Annotated in this window: 18 protein-coding genes; 9 read left to right on the top strand and 9 right to left on the bottom strand. The window is 72.4% G+C overall.

Going from position 1 to position 16,093, the window contains the following annotated elements:
• Nucleotides 1-10: 10 nt before the first annotated feature.
• Nucleotides 11-916, bottom strand: coding sequence for an SDR family NAD(P)-dependent oxidoreductase (locus AC3CF1_RS22860; protein ID WP_088951378.1), 906 nt, complete (start codon nucleotides 914-916; stop codon nucleotides 11-13).
• 117 nt (nucleotides 917-1,033) lie between these two features.
• On the opposite strand from AC3CF1_RS22860, the gene AC3CF1_RS22855 reads away from it, so the two are divergent.
• The gene (locus tag AC3CF1_RS22855; RefSeq protein WP_488451237.1) at nucleotides 1,034-1,588 is read left to right on the top strand and encodes a DUF4190 domain-containing protein; all 555 of its coding nucleotides are present in this window, start codon (nucleotides 1,034-1,036) and stop codon (nucleotides 1,586-1,588) included.
• 46 nt (nucleotides 1,589-1,634) lie between these two features.
• Here the strand turns inward: AC3CF1_RS22855 and AC3CF1_RS22850 are convergent, their stop codons facing one another.
• On the bottom strand, nucleotides 1,635-2,591 hold the full coding sequence (locus AC3CF1_RS22850) for an HpcH/HpaI aldolase/citrate lyase family protein (RefSeq protein WP_088951376.1): 957 nt from the start codon (nucleotides 2,589-2,591) through the stop codon (nucleotides 1,635-1,637).
• 128 nt (nucleotides 2,592-2,719) lie between these two features.
• On the opposite strand from AC3CF1_RS22850, the gene AC3CF1_RS22845 reads away from it, so the two are divergent.
• From AC3CF1_RS22845 to AC3CF1_RS22835, 3 genes are all read left to right on the top strand, one after another.
• Nucleotides 2,720-3,544 (top strand): SDR family NAD(P)-dependent oxidoreductase, encoded by an 825-nt coding sequence (locus tag AC3CF1_RS22845; protein ID WP_210925850.1) that lies wholly within the window; start codon nucleotides 2,720-2,722, stop codon nucleotides 3,542-3,544.
• Nucleotides 3,545-3,554: 10 nt separating this feature from the next.
• Nucleotides 3,555-3,830 carry a hypothetical protein gene (locus AC3CF1_RS22840; RefSeq protein ID WP_488451236.1) on the top strand — a complete coding sequence of 92 codons (276 nt, stop codon included), beginning with the start codon at nucleotides 3,555-3,557 and terminating at the stop codon, nucleotides 3,828-3,830.
• A gap of 92 nt (nucleotides 3,831-3,922) precedes the next feature.
• Nucleotides 3,923-4,567, top strand: a complete 645-nt coding sequence (locus AC3CF1_RS22835) for a hypothetical protein (protein WP_488451235.1) — start codon at nucleotides 3,923-3,925, stop codon at nucleotides 4,565-4,567.
• A gap of 6 nt (nucleotides 4,568-4,573) precedes the next feature.
• Here the strand turns inward: AC3CF1_RS22835 and AC3CF1_RS22830 are convergent, their stop codons facing one another.
• Entirely contained in the window at nucleotides 4,574-5,530 is a 957-nt protein-coding gene (locus AC3CF1_RS22830; RefSeq protein WP_488451234.1) for a DMT family transporter, read from the bottom strand.
• Nucleotides 5,531-5,636: 106 nt separating this feature from the next.
• Here AC3CF1_RS22830 and AC3CF1_RS22825 point away from each other — a divergent pair, with 106 nt between their 5' ends.
• The gene (locus tag AC3CF1_RS22825; protein WP_488451233.1) at nucleotides 5,637-6,356 is read left to right on the top strand and encodes an HAD family hydrolase; all 720 of its coding nucleotides are present in this window, start codon (nucleotides 5,637-5,639) and stop codon (nucleotides 6,354-6,356) included.
• Nucleotides 6,357-6,364: 8 nt separating this feature from the next.
• On the opposite strand, the gene AC3CF1_RS22820 is transcribed toward AC3CF1_RS22825, so the two are convergent.
• Nucleotides 6,365-6,874 carry a hypothetical protein gene (locus tag AC3CF1_RS22820; RefSeq protein ID WP_088951370.1) on the bottom strand — a complete coding sequence of 170 codons (510 nt, stop codon included), beginning with the start codon at nucleotides 6,872-6,874 and terminating at the stop codon, nucleotides 6,365-6,367.
• A 58-nt stretch (nucleotides 6,875-6,932) separates the two neighbouring features.
• The gene (locus AC3CF1_RS22815; protein ID WP_354983580.1) at nucleotides 6,933-7,802 is read right to left on the bottom strand and encodes a PhzF family phenazine biosynthesis protein; all 870 of its coding nucleotides are present in this window, start codon (nucleotides 7,800-7,802) and stop codon (nucleotides 6,933-6,935) included.
• Between the two features lie 33 nt (nucleotides 7,803-7,835).
• Here AC3CF1_RS22815 and AC3CF1_RS22810 point away from each other — a divergent pair, with 33 nt between their 5' ends.
• The 3 genes from AC3CF1_RS22810 (at nucleotide 7,836) to AC3CF1_RS22800 (ending at nucleotide 10,990) form a co-directional block, all read left to right on the top strand.
• A complete protein-coding gene (locus AC3CF1_RS22810) occupies nucleotides 7,836-9,122 on the top strand; it encodes a magnesium transporter MgtE N-terminal domain-containing protein (RefSeq protein WP_328367612.1) in 1,287 nt (428 codons plus the stop codon).
• A complete protein-coding gene (locus AC3CF1_RS22805; protein ID WP_488451232.1) occupies nucleotides 9,115-9,765 on the top strand; it encodes a DUF1003 domain-containing protein in 651 nt (216 codons plus the stop codon). The genes AC3CF1_RS22810 and AC3CF1_RS22805 overlap by 8 nt, the downstream gene beginning before the upstream one ends.
• 76 nt (nucleotides 9,766-9,841) lie before the next feature.
• Nucleotides 9,842-10,990, top strand: coding sequence for an Mrp/NBP35 family ATP-binding protein (locus tag AC3CF1_RS22800; RefSeq protein WP_488451231.1), 1,149 nt, complete (start codon nucleotides 9,842-9,844; stop codon nucleotides 10,988-10,990).
• Between the two features lie 291 nt (nucleotides 10,991-11,281).
• Here the strand turns inward: AC3CF1_RS22800 and AC3CF1_RS22795 are convergent, their stop codons facing one another.
• Both AC3CF1_RS22795 and AC3CF1_RS22790 read right to left on the bottom strand, forming a co-directional pair.
• Nucleotides 11,282-11,704: a twin-arginine translocase TatA/TatE family subunit gene (locus tag AC3CF1_RS22795; RefSeq protein WP_210795086.1), complete on the bottom strand. Its 423-nt coding sequence runs from the start codon at nucleotides 11,702-11,704 to the stop codon at nucleotides 11,282-11,284.
• Between the two features lie 76 nt (nucleotides 11,705-11,780).
• Nucleotides 11,781-13,226, bottom strand: a complete 1,446-nt coding sequence (locus tag AC3CF1_RS22790) for a S1C family serine protease (RefSeq protein WP_488451230.1) — start codon at nucleotides 13,224-13,226, stop codon at nucleotides 11,781-11,783.
• Between the two features lie 428 nt (nucleotides 13,227-13,654).
• Here AC3CF1_RS22790 and AC3CF1_RS22785 point away from each other — a divergent pair, with 428 nt between their 5' ends.
• Nucleotides 13,655-14,224, top strand: coding sequence for an O-methyltransferase (locus tag AC3CF1_RS22785; RefSeq protein ID WP_088952177.1), 570 nt, complete (start codon nucleotides 13,655-13,657; stop codon nucleotides 14,222-14,224).
• Between the two features lie 5 nt (nucleotides 14,225-14,229).
• Here AC3CF1_RS22785 and AC3CF1_RS22780 read toward each other — a convergent pair whose 3' ends face one another.
• Both AC3CF1_RS22780 and AC3CF1_RS22775 read right to left on the bottom strand, forming a co-directional pair.
• On the bottom strand, nucleotides 14,230-15,705 hold the full coding sequence (locus AC3CF1_RS22780; protein ID WP_488451229.1) for a leucyl aminopeptidase family protein: 1,476 nt from the start codon (nucleotides 15,703-15,705) through the stop codon (nucleotides 14,230-14,232).
• A 147-nt stretch (nucleotides 15,706-15,852) separates the two neighbouring features.
• Nucleotides 15,853-16,020, bottom strand: a complete 168-nt coding sequence (locus AC3CF1_RS22775; protein ID WP_007455245.1) for a DUF3117 domain-containing protein — start codon at nucleotides 16,018-16,020, stop codon at nucleotides 15,853-15,855.
• Nucleotides 16,021-16,093 lie beyond the last annotated feature (73 nt).

The following is a 16,093-nucleotide window of genomic DNA, read 5'->3' as shown; positions in this document are numbered from 1 at the left end:
CAGGCCGCGGTCAGCGGAACCGGGCCTCGCGGACGCTGTTGCCGCCGTCCACCACCAGCATCTGGCCGGTGATGTACGAGGCGGCCGGCGAGCAGAGGAAGCTGATCGCCGCCGCAACCTCGTCCGGAGTGCCCGGTCGACCTACCGGCGTGCCAAGCCCCTGCTTGATCTCGGCCATCGTGGACGCTGCGGTGTAGATGGTGCCCGGTGCCACCGCGTTCACTGTCACGCCGTCGGCGATCATCTCCATCGCCAACGCCCGGGTCAGCCCGACGACGCCGGCCTTCGCCGCGGCGTACGCGGCCTCGGTGGGCAGCGCGTTGACGGGGCCGGCGGTAGCCGACAGGTTGACGATCCGACCCCAGCCCCGCTCGGCCATCCCCCCGATGAACGCCCGACTGCACAGGAACGCCGTGGACAGGTTGCGGTCGATCTCGCCGCGCCACTCGTCGTAGGTCAGCTGCGCGACCGGCCGCAGCACTCCCTGGCTGGCCCGGCTGGCCAGGCCGGCGTTGTTGACCAGCACCTCGACGTCGCCCAACTGCTCGGCGACCGCGTCGGCCAGCGCGCCGACCTCCGACTCGTCGGTCAGGTCCGCGACGAAGCCGGTCACCCCCAGCTCACCAGCGCGTTCGTGGATGCGCCGGGTGGTGGAGACGATGGCCACCCGGGCGCCCAGGTCGGCGAGTCGGCGCGCGGTCGCGTACCCGATGCCGTCCGGGCTGCCCGCGCCGGTCACCAGGGCGACCCGCCCGTCGAGCCGCATGGTCACCGGGTCGGCCAGCGCGACCGGCTCGTCGGGGCCGGGGCCGCCTGCCGGCGCGGCCGCGCGGGCACGTCGGGCCCCGCCCGGGCGGCTGACGTCCCGTCTGGGTCGGCTGCCGGAGCGGTCCGCGGCGCGCGCGTCGAATGCCATGTCGAGATCCTGCCCGTTACGACCGGCCCGAAGCAACGCGGCACCCGGGAGCGGGGTCAACGGTTTTGGTCACCCCTGGCTACCCTGACGGCGCACCCGACCTGACGGAGAGATCGCATGACCAACCCCCCGCCCTCTGGCGGCTGGCCCGACCCGGCGTGGTCGGGACAGCAGTCCGGTGACCCCACCCTCCCGGTGAGCAGTCAACCGGCACCCACCCAGCCGATCGAAGTCAACCCATACGCGCCGACCGACCCGTACGCGCCGACCAGTCCGTACGCGGGCGGCGCGCCGCAGATACCGACCCAGCCCGGCCCGTACGCGGCCACGCCCGGTTACCCGCCGCCTGGCTACCCGGGTTACGGGTACCCGCCCGCACCGAAGCAGAACGGCCTGGCCATCGCCGCGATGGTCGTCTCGATCATCGGCGCCCTCGGCCTCTGCGCGTACGGCCTCGGTGGCTACATCGGCGCGATCGGCGCGATCCTCGGCCACGTGTCCCGTAAGCAGATCAGGGAGCGCGGCGAGGGCGGCGAGGGCTTCGCCACCGCCGGCATCATCGTCGGCTGGGTCGCCACCGCGCTGGCGGTGCTGGCCACCATCGTCATCGTGATCTTCATCGTCTGGGCCGCGAACCAGGACACGTCCAGCTACGAGAGCGGCAACTACTGAGTTCGGCGAGCCGCCCCCGGGTGCGACCCGGGGGCGGCTCGGCGGTTCACTCGGCCGGTGGGGTGAACGACGAGGTACGGCTCATTCCGGCGGCCCGGCCCTTCGCGGCGACCACGAGCGCCATCTTGCGGGACGCCTCATCGATCATCTCGTCGCCGAGCATCACGGCGCCCAGCTTGCCGCCGGCCTCCGAGGTGTAGTGCTCGTACGCGTCGAGGATCAGCTCGGCGTGGTCGTAGTCGGCCTGCGCCGGCTGGTAGACCTCGTTGGCGGCGTCGATCTGACCCGGGTGCAGCACCCACTTGCCGTCGAAGCCCAGCGCTGCCGAGCGCTTGGCCACCTCGCGGAACCCGTCGACGTCCCGGATCTGCAGGAAGGGGCCGTCGATGGCCTGCTTGTCGTGCATCCGGGCGGCCATCAGGATCCGCATGAGGATGTAGTGGTACGGGTCGCCCGGGTAGTCCGGGATCAGCGCGCCGACCACCAGGGACTTCATGTTGATCGACGCCATGAAGTCGGCCGGGCCGAAGATGATGGTCTCCACGCGCGGCGAGGCGGCGGCGATCGCGTCCACGTTGACCAGCCCGGCGGCGTTCTCGATCTGCGCCTCGATGCCGATCCGGCCGACCTCCAGGCCGAGCGTCTTCTCGATCTGGGTGAGCGTCAGGTCCAGCCACTGCACCTGGGCGGCCGTCTGCACCTTCGGCAGCATGATGCAGTCCAGGTTCGCGCCGGCGCCCTCGACGACGTCGATGACGTCCCGGTAGGTCCACGGGGTGGTCAGGTCGTTGACGCGGACCACGCGGGTCTTCCCGGCCCAGTCCCCCTCGTTGAGCGCGGCCACGATGTTCTTGCGCGCGTCCGGCTTGGCCAGCGGGGCGACGGCGTCCTCCAGGTCGAGGAAGACCTGGTCGGCCGGAAGGCCCTGCGCCTTGCCGAGCATCTTGACGCTGGAACCCGGTACGGCGAGGCAGGACCTGCGGGGGCGACCGACTGCGGCCATGGATGCGCTCCTTCCAGCGTCCGGCGGGCATGCCGACGCCACCTGACGACAGAGTTGAGAACTTAACGATCCCAAAGGGCGTTGTGACGCCACGGTAACCTCGCGCCATGACCGGGGTGAATGGACCTGTGGAAGATCTCACTGGGCGTCGGCTGGTGGTGGTGACCGGGGCAAGCTCCGGCATCGGGTTGGCCGCCGCCGTGCAGCTGGCCTGCCGCGGTGACCAGGTTGTGCTGGTCGGGCGGGACCCGGCGCGCCTCCAGGCCGCAGCGGAGCGGGTACGGGAGAACTCGGGCGAGCGTCCGGAGTTGTTCCGAGCCGACTTCGCGGTCCTGGACGACGTGCGCCGGCTCGCCGAGCAGCTACGGGCCGCGTACGACCGGATCGACGTGCTCGCCAACAACGCCGGTGCCATCGCGCTGCAACCACTCACCACCGTCGACGGCTTCGAGATGTCGATCCAGGCCAACCACCTGGCCCCGTTCCTGCTGACCAATCTGCTCGCCGACCGGGTGGGACGGATCGTGGTGACCGCCTCCGGTGCGCACCGCTTCGGCGCGCTCGACCCGGACGACCTGAACGCGCCGCTGCGCGGCTATCGGCCGATCGGCGCGTACGGCACCAGCAAGCAGGCGAACATCCTGTTCACCGCCGAGGCGGCCCGACGCTGGCCGGAGATGTCCGCCTACTGCTTCCACCCGGGGGTGGTGCGCACCCGGTTCGGCAACGACAGCAGACTGGTCGCGTTCGGCATGCGGTTCATGCCGTTCCGCAGCCCGGAGAAGGGCGCCGAGACCCTGGTGTGGCTGGCCAACCAGGACGGATCCCGGCTGACCAACGGCGGCTTCTACGCCGACCGTCGCCCGCGTCGGCCGTACCGCAAGGCCAGCGACCCGCGGCTCGCCGCCCGACTCTGGGAGGCGAGCGCGAAGGCAGTCGGCATCGCTGGGTAGCGTGGCCGCCATGCTCACTCTCGTCGCGCTGGTCGAGTACGCATCCGGGGCCGAGGCCGCCGGGGGACGCTACGAGGACGCCGTGCTGGCCTTTCTCGGGCGGCACGGCGGCCAGCTGGAACGGCGGCTACGTGGCACCGACGGGCAGACCGAGGTGCACGTGATCCGGTTCGACGCCCGCGCCGGCTACGAGTCGTTCCTCGTCGATCCGGAACGGGCCGCGCTGCGCGCCGCGCTCGGCGAAGCCGCACCGACGACCCGGGTCATCGAGGTGCACGAGGTCTGACCGGGCGGACCTGCGTCTTCCCCCACTTCATCACAGGGTGGCGGGCGAGAACAAGACTTGATCTTGGAGTGGTCGGCAACCAACATCGAGGCATGGATTTCGATGCGACCGCCACCGCGCGCCGGGCCCTCTGGATCGGCGGCGGGCAATGGGCCGGCAAGTCGACAGTCGCCGTCAACCTGGCCATGCGGTTCGGTCTGACGGCATACCTCTACGACCGGCACGACGCCCGAGGGCACGACGACCGGCGCATCGCAGACCGGGTCCGGCACGGCGAACCGCCAGCCGGCCCCGATCCGGAGACGACCTGGGTCCGCACCGAGCCAGCCCGAATGGCTGCCGAGACACTGGCAGGTTTTCCCCGTCGCTTCGCGTGGGTGCTCGACGACCTCAGCGCACTGGTGCCCGGCCGCCGGTTGGTGGCCGAAGGCTGGGGGCTGCGACCGGAGTTGGTGGCACCGGTCGTCGGATCGGTACGGCAGCTGGTGGTGCTGGTGCCCACTGCCGAGTTCCGCGCCCAGCAGATCGCCCGGCTGCCGCGTGCCAGCATCGCCGCAGCGGGGGTCAGTGACCCCGAGCGGGCCCTCCGCAACAGGTGGGCAAGGGACGAACTGGTGGCGGCGGACGCAGTGGCGCAGGCCGCGCGGCTGGGCGTCCGGGTGGTCCAGGTGGATGGCAGCCTCGACGGTGATCAGCTGACCGACCTGGTCGCGGACCACTTCGCCGCGTACCTGTGAAGGCCGTCAGTCGTCCAGCGGGGTCGGGTCGGCCGGCAGCGCGGTGGGTGCCGGCCGGCGAGCGGCCCGGGCGCCGCCGAGCACCACCACCGCCACCCCGGCCAGCAGCAGCGCCATCCCGAGCAGCGCGTACGGGCGGGGAACCTGACCCAGCCAGGCCCAACCGAGCAGGGCCGCGCCGGGCGCCTCCAGCAGGATCAGCACGCTCACCGTGGTCGCCGGGATCTTCTTCAGCGCATAGTTGAACATCGAGTGCCCGAGCAGTTGGGCACCGACCACGAGGGCGAGGATGGCCAGCCAGGTCCGCCCGTCGAACCCGGTCAGCCGTACGCCACCGATCAGGCACATGACCAGCAGGAGCAGTGCGCAGATCCCGTAGCAGATGGTGGTGTAGGTGGTGGTGCTGATGCTGGTCCGCGCCCGCTCACCGAATGCGGTGTAGACGGCGGCGAACATGCCGCCGGTCAACGCCAGCACGTCGCCGAGGACTGCCCTGCCGGAGACCCCCACGTCCACCCCGGTGGCGATCGCGGCTCCGCCGACCGCCACCGCGATGCCGATCCACACGATCCGGGGCAGCCCGCGCCCCTGGGCGCGCGCGATCAGCCCCTGCCAGACCGGCTGGGTGGCGACCAGGGCGGTGGACGTGGCGACCGAGGTGAGCTGGGCGCTCGGCACCCAGGTCGCGAAGTGACCGGCCAGCGCGACCCCGGACAGGATGCAGAACAGTCCCTCCCGCCGGCCCACGCCGGTGGTCAGCCTGCGGAACTCGGCGCGACGCCGGGCCAGCGCGAAAGGGCTCAGCACTGCCACCGCGAGCAGGTTGCGCCAGAACGCGATGGCGAGCGCGGGTGCGGCGGCGTACGCGATCAGTGGCGCGGACGACGACACGGCGACCACGGCCAGACCGACCGCGCCGGTGGTCAGCGGATCCAGGGACGGCCGGGGTGAAGGTGGGGACACGGGACGTAATCCTCACACGTATGACGGACAACACGCAGGGTCATCACTCCGTTACGATCACGCGGGTCCGCGCCGCCAACCCCCGACCGCCCGGAGGCGCTCCCCCATGCCCACCTACCAGGCGGTGCTGTTCGATTTCTTCGGCACCCTCACGCGTTCGGTGCAGCGCGGTGTCGCGCACACCGACACCGCCGAGCTGCTCGGATGTGACACCGACACGTTGACCGAGGTGCTGGACCGCACGTACTACGAGCGGGCCACCGGTCGACTCGGCAACGCGGAGGCGACCCTTCGGTGGGTGTGCGCCCAGGCTGGCGTACACCCGAGCGACACCGCGGTGCGGGCGGCCGTGGCATCCCGGCACCGGGCGGTCCGCGCGGACACCTGGCTGCGGGCCGACGCCGTGCCGGTGCTGGCGGCCCTACGCCAGCGCGGCCTGCGTACCGGGGTGATCAGCGACTGTACGCACGAACTGCCGGCCTTCCTGCCACAGCTCGCGGTCGCCCGGCTGCTCGACGTGCGGGTCTTCTCGGTACAGGTTGGACGGTGCAAGCCGGACCCGGCGCTCTACCTGACCGCCTGCCAGCGGCTCGGGCTCGCCCCGGGCAACTGCCTGTACGTCGGGGACGGCGGCAGCCAGGAGTTGACCGGCGCCGAGCGGGCCGGGATGACCGCGGTCCGGCTCGCCGCGGCGGACCTGGCCACACACATGGTGTTCAACGCCGACCTGGACTGGCGCGGCCCCACAATCGGCACCCTGCGCGAGGTGCTCGCCCTGGTCGACGTCAACGCCGAGGTGGTGGGCGCCGGCGGCCGGACGGGTTGACGCACCGTTCAGCGGCGACGAACCCGGTGCAGGCGGAACGGCTTGCGGGTGGCCCGGACGGCCGGGGTGGGCCGAGGGGGCTCGGCCTGCGCGTCGGCCGGCAGGTCCGCGCCGGCCAGCGGCGTTCCGGCCGGGGTGAGCCGGTTGACCGCGCATCCGTCGGCGGCCCAGCGGGCCACCAGGTCAGCGGTCGGACCGGGTGCGTTGAGACGCTTCGCCGCCACCAGCGGCGCGGTGGTGTCCCAGGCCTCCGTGCCCGGCTGCACCCGGCTCACCTGCGCCGACCAGGTGACGATCCGACCACCGTGGTCGCCGCGCAGGGAGACCTGCGCCTCGGTGGCGTCGGCCAGACCCGGCGCTGCCTGCTCGCCCGGCCCGCTGACCACCAGGAGAGCGCCCTCCAGTGGGGCGCACCAGAGCGCGAGCGCCGGCCCACCGGAAACGCTGACCCAGGCCACTGCGGCCTTCTTCATCGCCTCGTCGACCAGCGGCGTCGACCCACGCGCGTCGTCAGTCACCCTCGCATCCTGCCGCACCTCGGCCGCTGACGCGTAGGCCGCCGGCGCTTTGGTGCGATCAGCCCACGAACGGCGGCACCGCGATCTCACCGCGCGCCACCGGCATCACCTGACCGGCGACGGTCGCGCCGACCGCCACACCGTTCGCCGCGGTGACCGTGCAGACCAGCGAGGACGGGCGGTTGATCTCCACACCCTGACGGACCGCGTAACGGGACAGCCCCTCGGCCGGCAGCAGACCGCTCGCCACCAACCAGACACCGAGGCCGAGGGCCGCCGAGCCGGTCGCCGGGTCCTCCGGGACACCCATCCCCGGCACGAAGACCCGGGCGTGCGCGGTTTGCGTGGCGGCGTCCCAGGAGAAGACGCTGACGTGCGACACCCCATAACGCTGCGCCGCCGTCGCGTTCACCCGCGCGCGGGCCACCGACTCCGGACGCACCGGGAGGTACGGGAACTCCAAACCGCAGCCGGCGACGCGGGGAGCGGGCCCGATGTGGTCGTCCGCGAGCAGCCCGGCGATCTCCAGCAACGGCTCCGGGTCCAACTCCGGCCCGAGAGTCGGCGTGCCCCCGGTCAGCGTCGCCCCCGACGCGGTCACCTCGATCGGCAGCACCCCGGCCTTGCACTCCTGGGTGACCTGCCCCACACCGAACATGCCCCGCCGGCTGGCGGTGACCGCGGCGCCGACGCTCGGGTGCCCGGCGAACGGCAACTCCTCCACCGGGGTGAAGATCCGTGCCCGGTAGGTGGCGCCGACCTGGGTCGGTGGCAGCACGAACACCGTCTCGGACAGGTTGAACTCCAGCGCGAGCGCCTGCATCTGCTCGGTGGCCAGCACTTCCGCGCCGAACACCACGGCCAGCGGGTTGCCGGCGAAAGGGCGGTCGGTGAAGACGTCCACGATCTCGTAGGCCAAGGTCGACATGTTGATAAACACTAGGCGCTTAGGCTGGTGCCCGTGAGCACGCCGACCCGGGTCTACATCGCCCGTCTCGCCGGAGTCGCCGTCTTCGACCCGAACGGTGACCAGGTGGGGCGGGTTCGTGACGCCGTGGCACGGCTGCGGGCGACCAAACGGCCCCCGGAGGTGGTGGGCCTCGTCGCCGAGATGCCGATGCGCCGCCGGATCTTCCTGTCCATCAACCGGATCACGTCCATCGACGTGGACGCCGTCGTGCTGGGCTCCGGCACCCTCAACCTGCGCCGGTTCGAGAAGCGCCCGAACGAGCTGCTGGTGCTCCAGGAACTGCTGGACCGACGGGTACAGCTCGACCCGGGCGGCCAACCCGGTGCCGTCGTGGACGTCGCGATGGAGTGCAGCCGGGGCGGCGAGTGGTCGCTGACCCGCGTCGCCGTACGGGAGCAGACCGGTCGGCTCAGCCGCCGCGGCCACCTGCACCAGGTCGAGTGGGATCGGGTGCGCGGGCTCAGCGGCATCGCCGACAACCGGGGTACGGCCAACCTGCTCGCCGTCCTGGAGGACATGCGCCCGGCCGACCTGGCCAACGCGCTGCAGGACCTGCCCGACGCCCGACGCAACGAGGTCGCTGCCGCGCTGGACGACGAGCGGCTGGCCGACGTGCTCAGTGAGCTGCCCGAGCACGATCAGGTGGAGATCCTTGCCGCCCTCGACCGGGAGCGGGCCGCCGACGTACTGGAGGAGATGGACCCGGACGACGCCGCGGACCTGCTCAACGAGCTGCCCCCACCGGAGCAGGACGTGCTGCTGGACCTCATGGAGCCGGACGAGGCCGACCCGGTGCGTCAGCTTCTGAAATACACGCCCGGCACGGCGGGCAGTGTGATGACCTCGGAGCCGGTCATCCTGCCGCCGGACGCCACCGTCGCCGAGGCGCTGGCCCGGATCCGGGAGCCACAGCTCTCCCCCGCCGTCGCCGCGCAGGTCTTCGTGACCCGGGCGCCGCAGATCACCCCGACCGGCCGCTACCTGGGCATGGTGCACTTCCAGGCGCTGCTGCGTGAGCCGCCGGCCGACCTGCTGGGCAAGGTGGTGGTCAACGACATCGACCCGCTGCGCCCCACCACCCCGTTACCGGAGATCACCCGGCGGATGGCCACCTACGACCTGGTCGCCATGCCGGTGATCGACCGGAGCAACCGGCTGGTCGGCGCCGTGACAGTGGACGACGTGCTGGACCACTCGCTGCCCCGGGACTGGCGGGACCGCGACGCCCTGACCGGCCCGGGCACCACCGACGCGGGGCTGGATGGCGCGGATGGCTGAGCAGCGGCGGAGCGAGCGGCTAGACCAGCCACGCGAGCCCCGGGGCATCAAGCTGCCCCGATTCGACGCGGAGGCCTTCGGCCGGTGGTCCGAGGGCATCGCCCGGGGCATGGGCACCGCGAACTTCATCGTCGTCATGACGGTGGTGATCGCGATCTGGTTCGTCTGGAACACGCTGGCCCCGACGGACCTGCGCTTCGACCCGTACACCTTCACGTTCCTGACCCTGGTGCTGTCGTTGCAGGCCAGCTACGCGGCGCCGCTGATCCTGCTGGCGCAGAACCGGCAGGCCGACCGGGACCGCGTGGCCCTGGAGGAGGACCGGCGGCGAGCCACCGCGCAGAAGGCGGACACCGAGTACCTGGCGAGGGAGATCGCCGCACTGCGGATCGCGATGGGTGAGGTGGCCACTCGCGACTTCCTCCGCTCCGAGCTGGCCCGGCTGGCCGAGGAACTGGACGAGGCGGGGCAGCGCCGGCAACGGCTGGAACGCCGCCAGCAGGACAAGGACATCCGGCAGGAGAAGCGCGGCAGGCGACCGACCGACGGTGTCGGCCTGGACGAACCACGCGACGACCTGGACGGCGACTTCGCCCGGGACGCCCGGCCGGACGGCACCGAGCCCCGCCCAGCGGACGGCTGATCAACAGGTCATCGATTGGCTCACACCACCCCGGCCAGCGGCGGCAGCGGATGCCCCGCGACGTAGCATTGCGGGCATGTCAGCACCCGTGAGCACCGTCGAGGACGCGATCCAGGCCGCCCTGGCCACCGTCAACGACCCGGAGATCCGCCGGCCCATCACCGAGCTGGGCATGGTCCGCTCCGCCACGATCGCTGCCAGCGGTGTCGTACGCGTCGAGCTCCTACTCACCGTCGCCGGCTGCCCGCTCAAGGACAAGCTGCGTAACGACATCACCGCCGCCGTTGCAGCGGTGCCCGGCGTCACCGGCGTGGAGATCGACTTCGGTGTGATGACCCCCGAGCAGCGGCAGGGGTTGCAGTCGCAGCTGCGCGGCGGCGGCGCCACCGAGGAGCCCGTCATCCCGTTCGCCCAGCCCGGCTCGCGCACCCGTGTGTACGCGGTTGCCAGCGGCAAGGGTGGCGTCGGCAAGTCCAGCGTGACTGTCAACCTGGCAGCGGCCCTCGCCGCCCGCGGGCTCGCCGTCGGCGTGGTCGACGCGGACATCTACGGCCACTCGGTGCCCCGGATGCTCGGCACGGAGGCCCGGCCCACCCGCGTCGAAGACATGATCATGCCGCCGCAGTCGCACGGCGTGAAGGTGATCTCCATCGGCATGTTCACCTCCGGCAACGCCGCAGTGGTGTGGCGCGGCCCGATGCTGCACCGGGCGTTGCAGCAGTTCCTGGCCGACGTCTACTGGGGCGACCTGGACGTGCTCCTGCTCGACCTGCCCCCGGGCACCGGTGACGTGGCCATCTCGCTGGCCCAACTGCTCCCCAACTCGGAGATCCTGATCGTCACCACCCCACAGACCGCCGCCGCCGAGGTGGCCGAGCGGGCCGGTGCGATCGCCCTGCAGACCCACCAGCGGGTGGTTGGCGTCATCGAGAACATGTCCTGGCTGGAGCTTCCGGACGGCTCACGGATGGAGATCTTCGGTGCCGGGGGTGGCACGGCCGTCGCCGAGTCGCTGAGCCGGACCATCGGCGCGCAGGTGCCGCTACTCGGGCAGATCCCGCTGGACACGCGGGTCCGCGAGGCCGGCGACGCGGGCAACCCGATCGTGCTGGCCGAGCCGGAGTCCCCGGCCGCGCAGGCACTCAACGCCGTTGCCGACCGGCTCGCGCTGCGCCGTGAGTCGCTGCTCGGCAAGCCGCTCGGCCTCAAGCCCGCCGGTCGCTGACCACCACGAACACCGCCAGCCCGTCGGCCACTGTTGGCCGGCGGGCTGAGTCGTGTCTGCGGGTGGGCAGTCCAGCCCCGCGGCGCATGGTCAACTCGGGTTTCTGAAAGAACTCGCTCTTCTATCAGGCCATCGAACGCATCCCGCTGGGTCCGGCGGTGACGCTGAAGTCGGGGCATTCCGCGCCGATTTAAGGCCGACTTTCAGAAACCCGAGCTGATCAAGGCGGGCGCTGGCCGCGCGAGCATGAGGGAAGACCGCGGAGGCCGGGCCGAGCCGGGCACGGGTCGGTCAGGTGGCGTCGTCGTAGCTGACGCGGGGGGCCGGCGCCGAGGGGCTGGTGGTGGCCGTGCCGGGCCGGGCGCCGTCCGACCTCAGGTCGGCGGCGCTGGCCACGTCCTTGAGGTCGTCGTGCACGCTGCTGACGTCGGCGCGCAGGTTGTCGTAGACGCCCTGCAACGGCTTACGGATCGCCGCCTCGTCCTCCTCGCTGAGGAGGTGCTTGCGAATGAACGCCTTCGGGTGCAGGTCCTCCAGCTGGATGTCGGTGCCCAGCTCGCGACTCAGGTCACCGGTGGCGTTGCGGGCCATGTTGCGCAGGTTGCGCACCAGCCGCAGGCCGTCGGTGATGACTGCGGGCAGCCGGTCACCGAAGATCAGCAGCGCCAGGAGCAGCAGCGCTCCGATTTCCCACCAGTTCAGGTTGTCGAGCATCCCGCTGGCCTCCTCTCGGCGTCAGCAGCAAGACTACGCACGCCGGGAGGCGTTCGGGCAAGGGGTGAGCCGCTGTTCACTTCGCGTCCGCGGCGAGAGTTACCGAGGTGTTCTGCCGGTCGGAGCCCCGCCGGAACTCGACGGTCACCACCGATCCGGGCGCGTACTTGCGTACCAGCGCGGTCAGGTCCGTCGGCTCGGTCATCGGCCGGCCGTTGATCTTGAGGATCACGTCGCCGACCTTCAACCCGGCGCTGTCCGCCGGGCCGGACGGCTCCACCTTCCCCAGCCGCAGGCCACCCCCGAGTGCTCCGGTCGGGCCGTCCACGCCGGCGCCGATCACCGTACGCCGGGCCTTGCCGGTGCCGATGATGTCCTGGGTCACCCGCTTGGCCTGGTTGATCGGGATGGCGAAGGCGAGGCCGATGTTGCCGGCCTCCTGCCCCTCGGCGACCAGTGACTTGATGGTGGAGTTGACCCCGACCACCCGCCCGGCGCCGTCGACCAACGGCCCGCCGGAGTTGCCGTGGTTGACCGCGGCGTCGGTCTGGATCGCCGCGTAGTAGCGCACCGGCCCGCCCGGCTCACCGGCCTGCATCGTCCGGTCCAGGGCACTTACGATGCCGGCGGTGACCGTGTTGGCCAGCGAGAGCGGTGAGCCCATGGCGAGCACCGGGTCGCCGACGGCCAGCGCGTCGGAGTCCCCGAACTCCACCGCCCGCAGGCCGGGCCGGCTCACCTTGATCACGGCGATGTCCGATTCCGGGTCCTGACCGACGATGGTCGCCGGCGCGGTGCTGCCGTCGTTGAAGACCACCGAGGCCTTGCCGGTGCCGCCGGCCACCACATGGTCGTTGGTGATCACATGACCGTCGGCGGTGGCGATGAAGCCGGAGCCCTCACTGGTGCCGCCGAGACTGCTCACCCGCACGGTGACCACGCTGGGCAGGACCCGCTCGGCGACACCGGCCAGTGACTCCGGCTTGCGCTGGGCCAGCGCCGGGGCCTCCGCCGGCGCACCGCCGAGCACCACCTCACCGGCCCCGCCGCGGACCGCGAACGCGTAGCCGAGCGCGCCGCCGAGGGTGCCGGCCAGCAGTGCGGTGAGTACGGGGATGAGCAGCAGGTGACGCAGCGTCGGTCGGCCCGGCGCGTCCGGGTCGGTGACCGCCTCGGGCTCGGTGCCGGTCGCCACCACGCTGGGCACCACCACCGCGGTCGGCGCAGCCGGGTCCCGCCACGGATCGGCAAGCGCGTCCGACCACCAGGGCGACGCCCCGGCCGTGCCGGACGTGCCGGGTGCCGGCCAGCTCGGCGAAGCCCCGGCCGGGCCGTAGGTGCCAGGTGCCGGCCAGGGCGACGCCCCGGCTGAGCCGTACGCGCCAGCTGCGGGCCAGGGCGGCGCCCCAGCCGGGCCGTACGTGCCGGGTGCGGGCCAGCTCGACGAGGGCCCCACGGGCGGCGCAGCGGCCCCGGGCGTCGTCGGCGGGTGCCCTGGTGCCGGGCCGCCGGCTGACGGCACGATGGGCACGTTGCCAGCCCCCGGCGTGGTCGGCGATCCCGCCGGAGGGGTCCCTGCCCCGGGCGGTCCCGCCGGGGTCTCACCGCCCCGGCGCCAGTCCCAGCCGTCGGTCACGTCGGTGCCTCCCAGTCCGTCCCCGGATCCCGCGCCGCGTCGCCCGGCCACGGGCCGGTTCGGTCGCGGCTGACGGGATACCGCCTCCAGGATTGCACGGATGCCCCCGATGGAGTCACCGCTTGCCCCGGTGATCGCAACAGGCGGAGGCGCGGCTGCGCCTCATGACGGTCGCCTCTACGCTCACAGTGCCAACCCGCCCCCGCACCACGCACCGCCCCCGGAGGTGCCCCATCGCCACGGTCGCCGGTTCCGGCAGTTCGACGGCACAGGCTCAACAGTTCGCCGAGTCGTACGTCACCGAGGACCTCGTTCTGCGCACCGCCCGCAGCCTGGCCCGGGAGGTGGGCCTCGACGCGGTCACCCCCGGCGCGGGAGCGGCGCTGCGGCTGCTGGCCGCTGCCGGCAACGCCCGCGCCGTGGTGGAGATCGGCACCGGCACCGGGGTGAGCGGCGTCTGGCTGCTCCGCGGCATGCGCGCCGACGGCGTGCTCACCACCATCGACGTGGAGGTGGAGCACCAGCGGATCGCGCGACGGATCTTCGCCGAGGCGGGCTTCGCCGCCGGCCGTACGCGGATCATCACCGGTCGCGCGTTGGACGTGCTGCCCCGGCTCGCCGACGGCGCGTACGACCTGGTCTTCGTGGACGCGGAGGCGACCGGTTTCCACGCCTGCGTGGAGGCGGCGCTGCGGTTGTTGCGCCCGGGGGGCGTGCTCGCGCTCAACGGTGTGCTGGCCGGCGGCCGGATCGGTGACCCTGCCGCTCGGGACGCGGAGACGGTGACCGTCCGCGAGACGATCAAGGCGGTCCGGGAGTCGGAGCACTGGATCCCCGCTCTGCTTCCGGTCGGCCACGGGGTGCTCGCCGCGGTGAAGTGCTGACCTGGTCAGTCGACGCTGGCCAGCCAGCGCAGCAACCACCGGACGCCCCAGCCGGTGGCACCTTTGCTGACCTCGGCGTGGTCGCCGTCCGCCCAGGACGGGGCCGACATGTCCAGGTGCAGCCAGCGGTCGCGTAGGTCGCCGGTGAACTCACGCAGATAGAGGGCGGCCAGCACCGAGCCGGCACCCTGTGCCGGCGCGCTGTAGAGGTCGGCGATCTCGCTGCCCAGGTATTCGACGTAGTCGCCGTGCAGCGGCATCCGCCACACCGACTCGCCGGCTGCCTCGGCCGCGGCCCGCACGTCGGCGGCCAGCTGGTCGTTCTCGCTGTACAGGGCGGCGGTGCGCTTGCCCAGGGCTACGGCGTTGGCGCCGGTGAGGGTGGCCAGGTCGAGCAGCAGGTCCGGCTTGAGCTGCTGCACCGCGTACGCGAGGGCGTCGGCGAGGACCAGCCGGCCCTCGGCGTCGGAGTTGGTCGTCTCGCTGGTCGTGCCGCCGTAGTGCCGGACGACGTCGCCGGGGCGGAACGCGGAGCCGCTGACCATGTTCTCGGCGAGCGGGGCCAGCGTGGTGATCCGGACCGGCAGCCGCAGCATGGCGGCGCCCACTGTGGCGGCCACGACGGCGGCGGCGCCGGCCATGTCCTTGCGCATCAGCTTCATCGCCGGCACCGGCTTGATCGAGATGCCGCCGGTGTCGAAGGTGATGCCCTTGCCGATCAGCACCACGTGCGTACGCGCGTCGGCGGGGTGCCAGTCCAGTTCGACGAGTCGGGGGCCGCTGGCCGAGCCGCCGCCCACGGCGAGGATGCCGCCGAAGCCCTCGGCGGCCAGCTCGTCCGGGCCACGGACCCGCAGCCGCAGGTCCGGCAGGTCGGCTGCGGCGGAGGCCACCTGCTCGGCGAACCACTGCGGGTTCTTCAGCGAGCTGGGGGTGTTGGTCAGGTCGCGGGCGAGGTGGGTCATCGCCGCGGTGGTCTGGGCCGTGGTGACGATGGCCTCGAACGCGCCCGGGTCGGCCAGCAGCAGATCGACGCTGCTGAGCGCCGGTGTGGGGCCGGCCTCGGTCATGCGGAACCGGTACGGGGCGAGCAGCAGCCCCTCGGTGAACCCGCGGACGGCGGCCGGAGTCACGCCCTCCGGCAACGCGATGGTGATATGGATCTCATCTGCGGCGGAGCGGGCCAGGGCCGCGCCAGCCGTCCGCCAGGCCGCCTCGTCGCCGTCACCGATGCCGAGCAGCAGCAGCCGGCCGGGAGTACGCCCGGGGCGGAGCTGGGTGTGGATCTCACCAGCCCGGCCGCTCAGTCGGGCCGCCGGCACCAGCGCGGCGGCCTCGTCGGCCGTGCCGTCCGGGGGTGCCACGGCGGTCGAGACGGGCTCGGCCGAGGTGTCACCTCCCGCTGCCGCATCGGCGGTGCGAACAGGCAGGACGAGCACGTCGAGCCGGTCGGGCTCGGCGATCAGACGGATGGCGAGCACGCGGGACCGTACCTCCAGGAAAGTGTCGCGGAGCGGAACCGAGCCCGCCTGCCCGCGCCGATGAAGACCCTGAGCCACCGGCGTTACCGGTGGCTCAGGGTCGCAAGAACGCTCCGGGCGGCGTGAGCCGCCCGGACCACTCCTTACTCAGCCGGCCGCCGCCTTCAACGCGTCACCGAGCGCGTTGGCCTCGTCGGGAGTCATCTCGACGACGAGCCGGCCACCGCCCTCCAGCGGGACCCGCATGACGATGCCCCGCCCCTCCTTGGTGACTTCCAGCGGACCGTCGCCCGTCCGCGGCTTCATCGCCGCCATGTTGTCTCCCCTCAGACCTACACCAGGGTCGGTGGGTTGCCCCACAGCCACTTCGTCTCGACCACCCGCAACG

This window comes from Micromonospora sp. MGP-C2 (assembly GCF_057766525.1).
The sequence above is the reverse complement of the archived record's forward strand: the minus strand, read 5'-3'. Positions and strand labels throughout refer to the sequence as shown.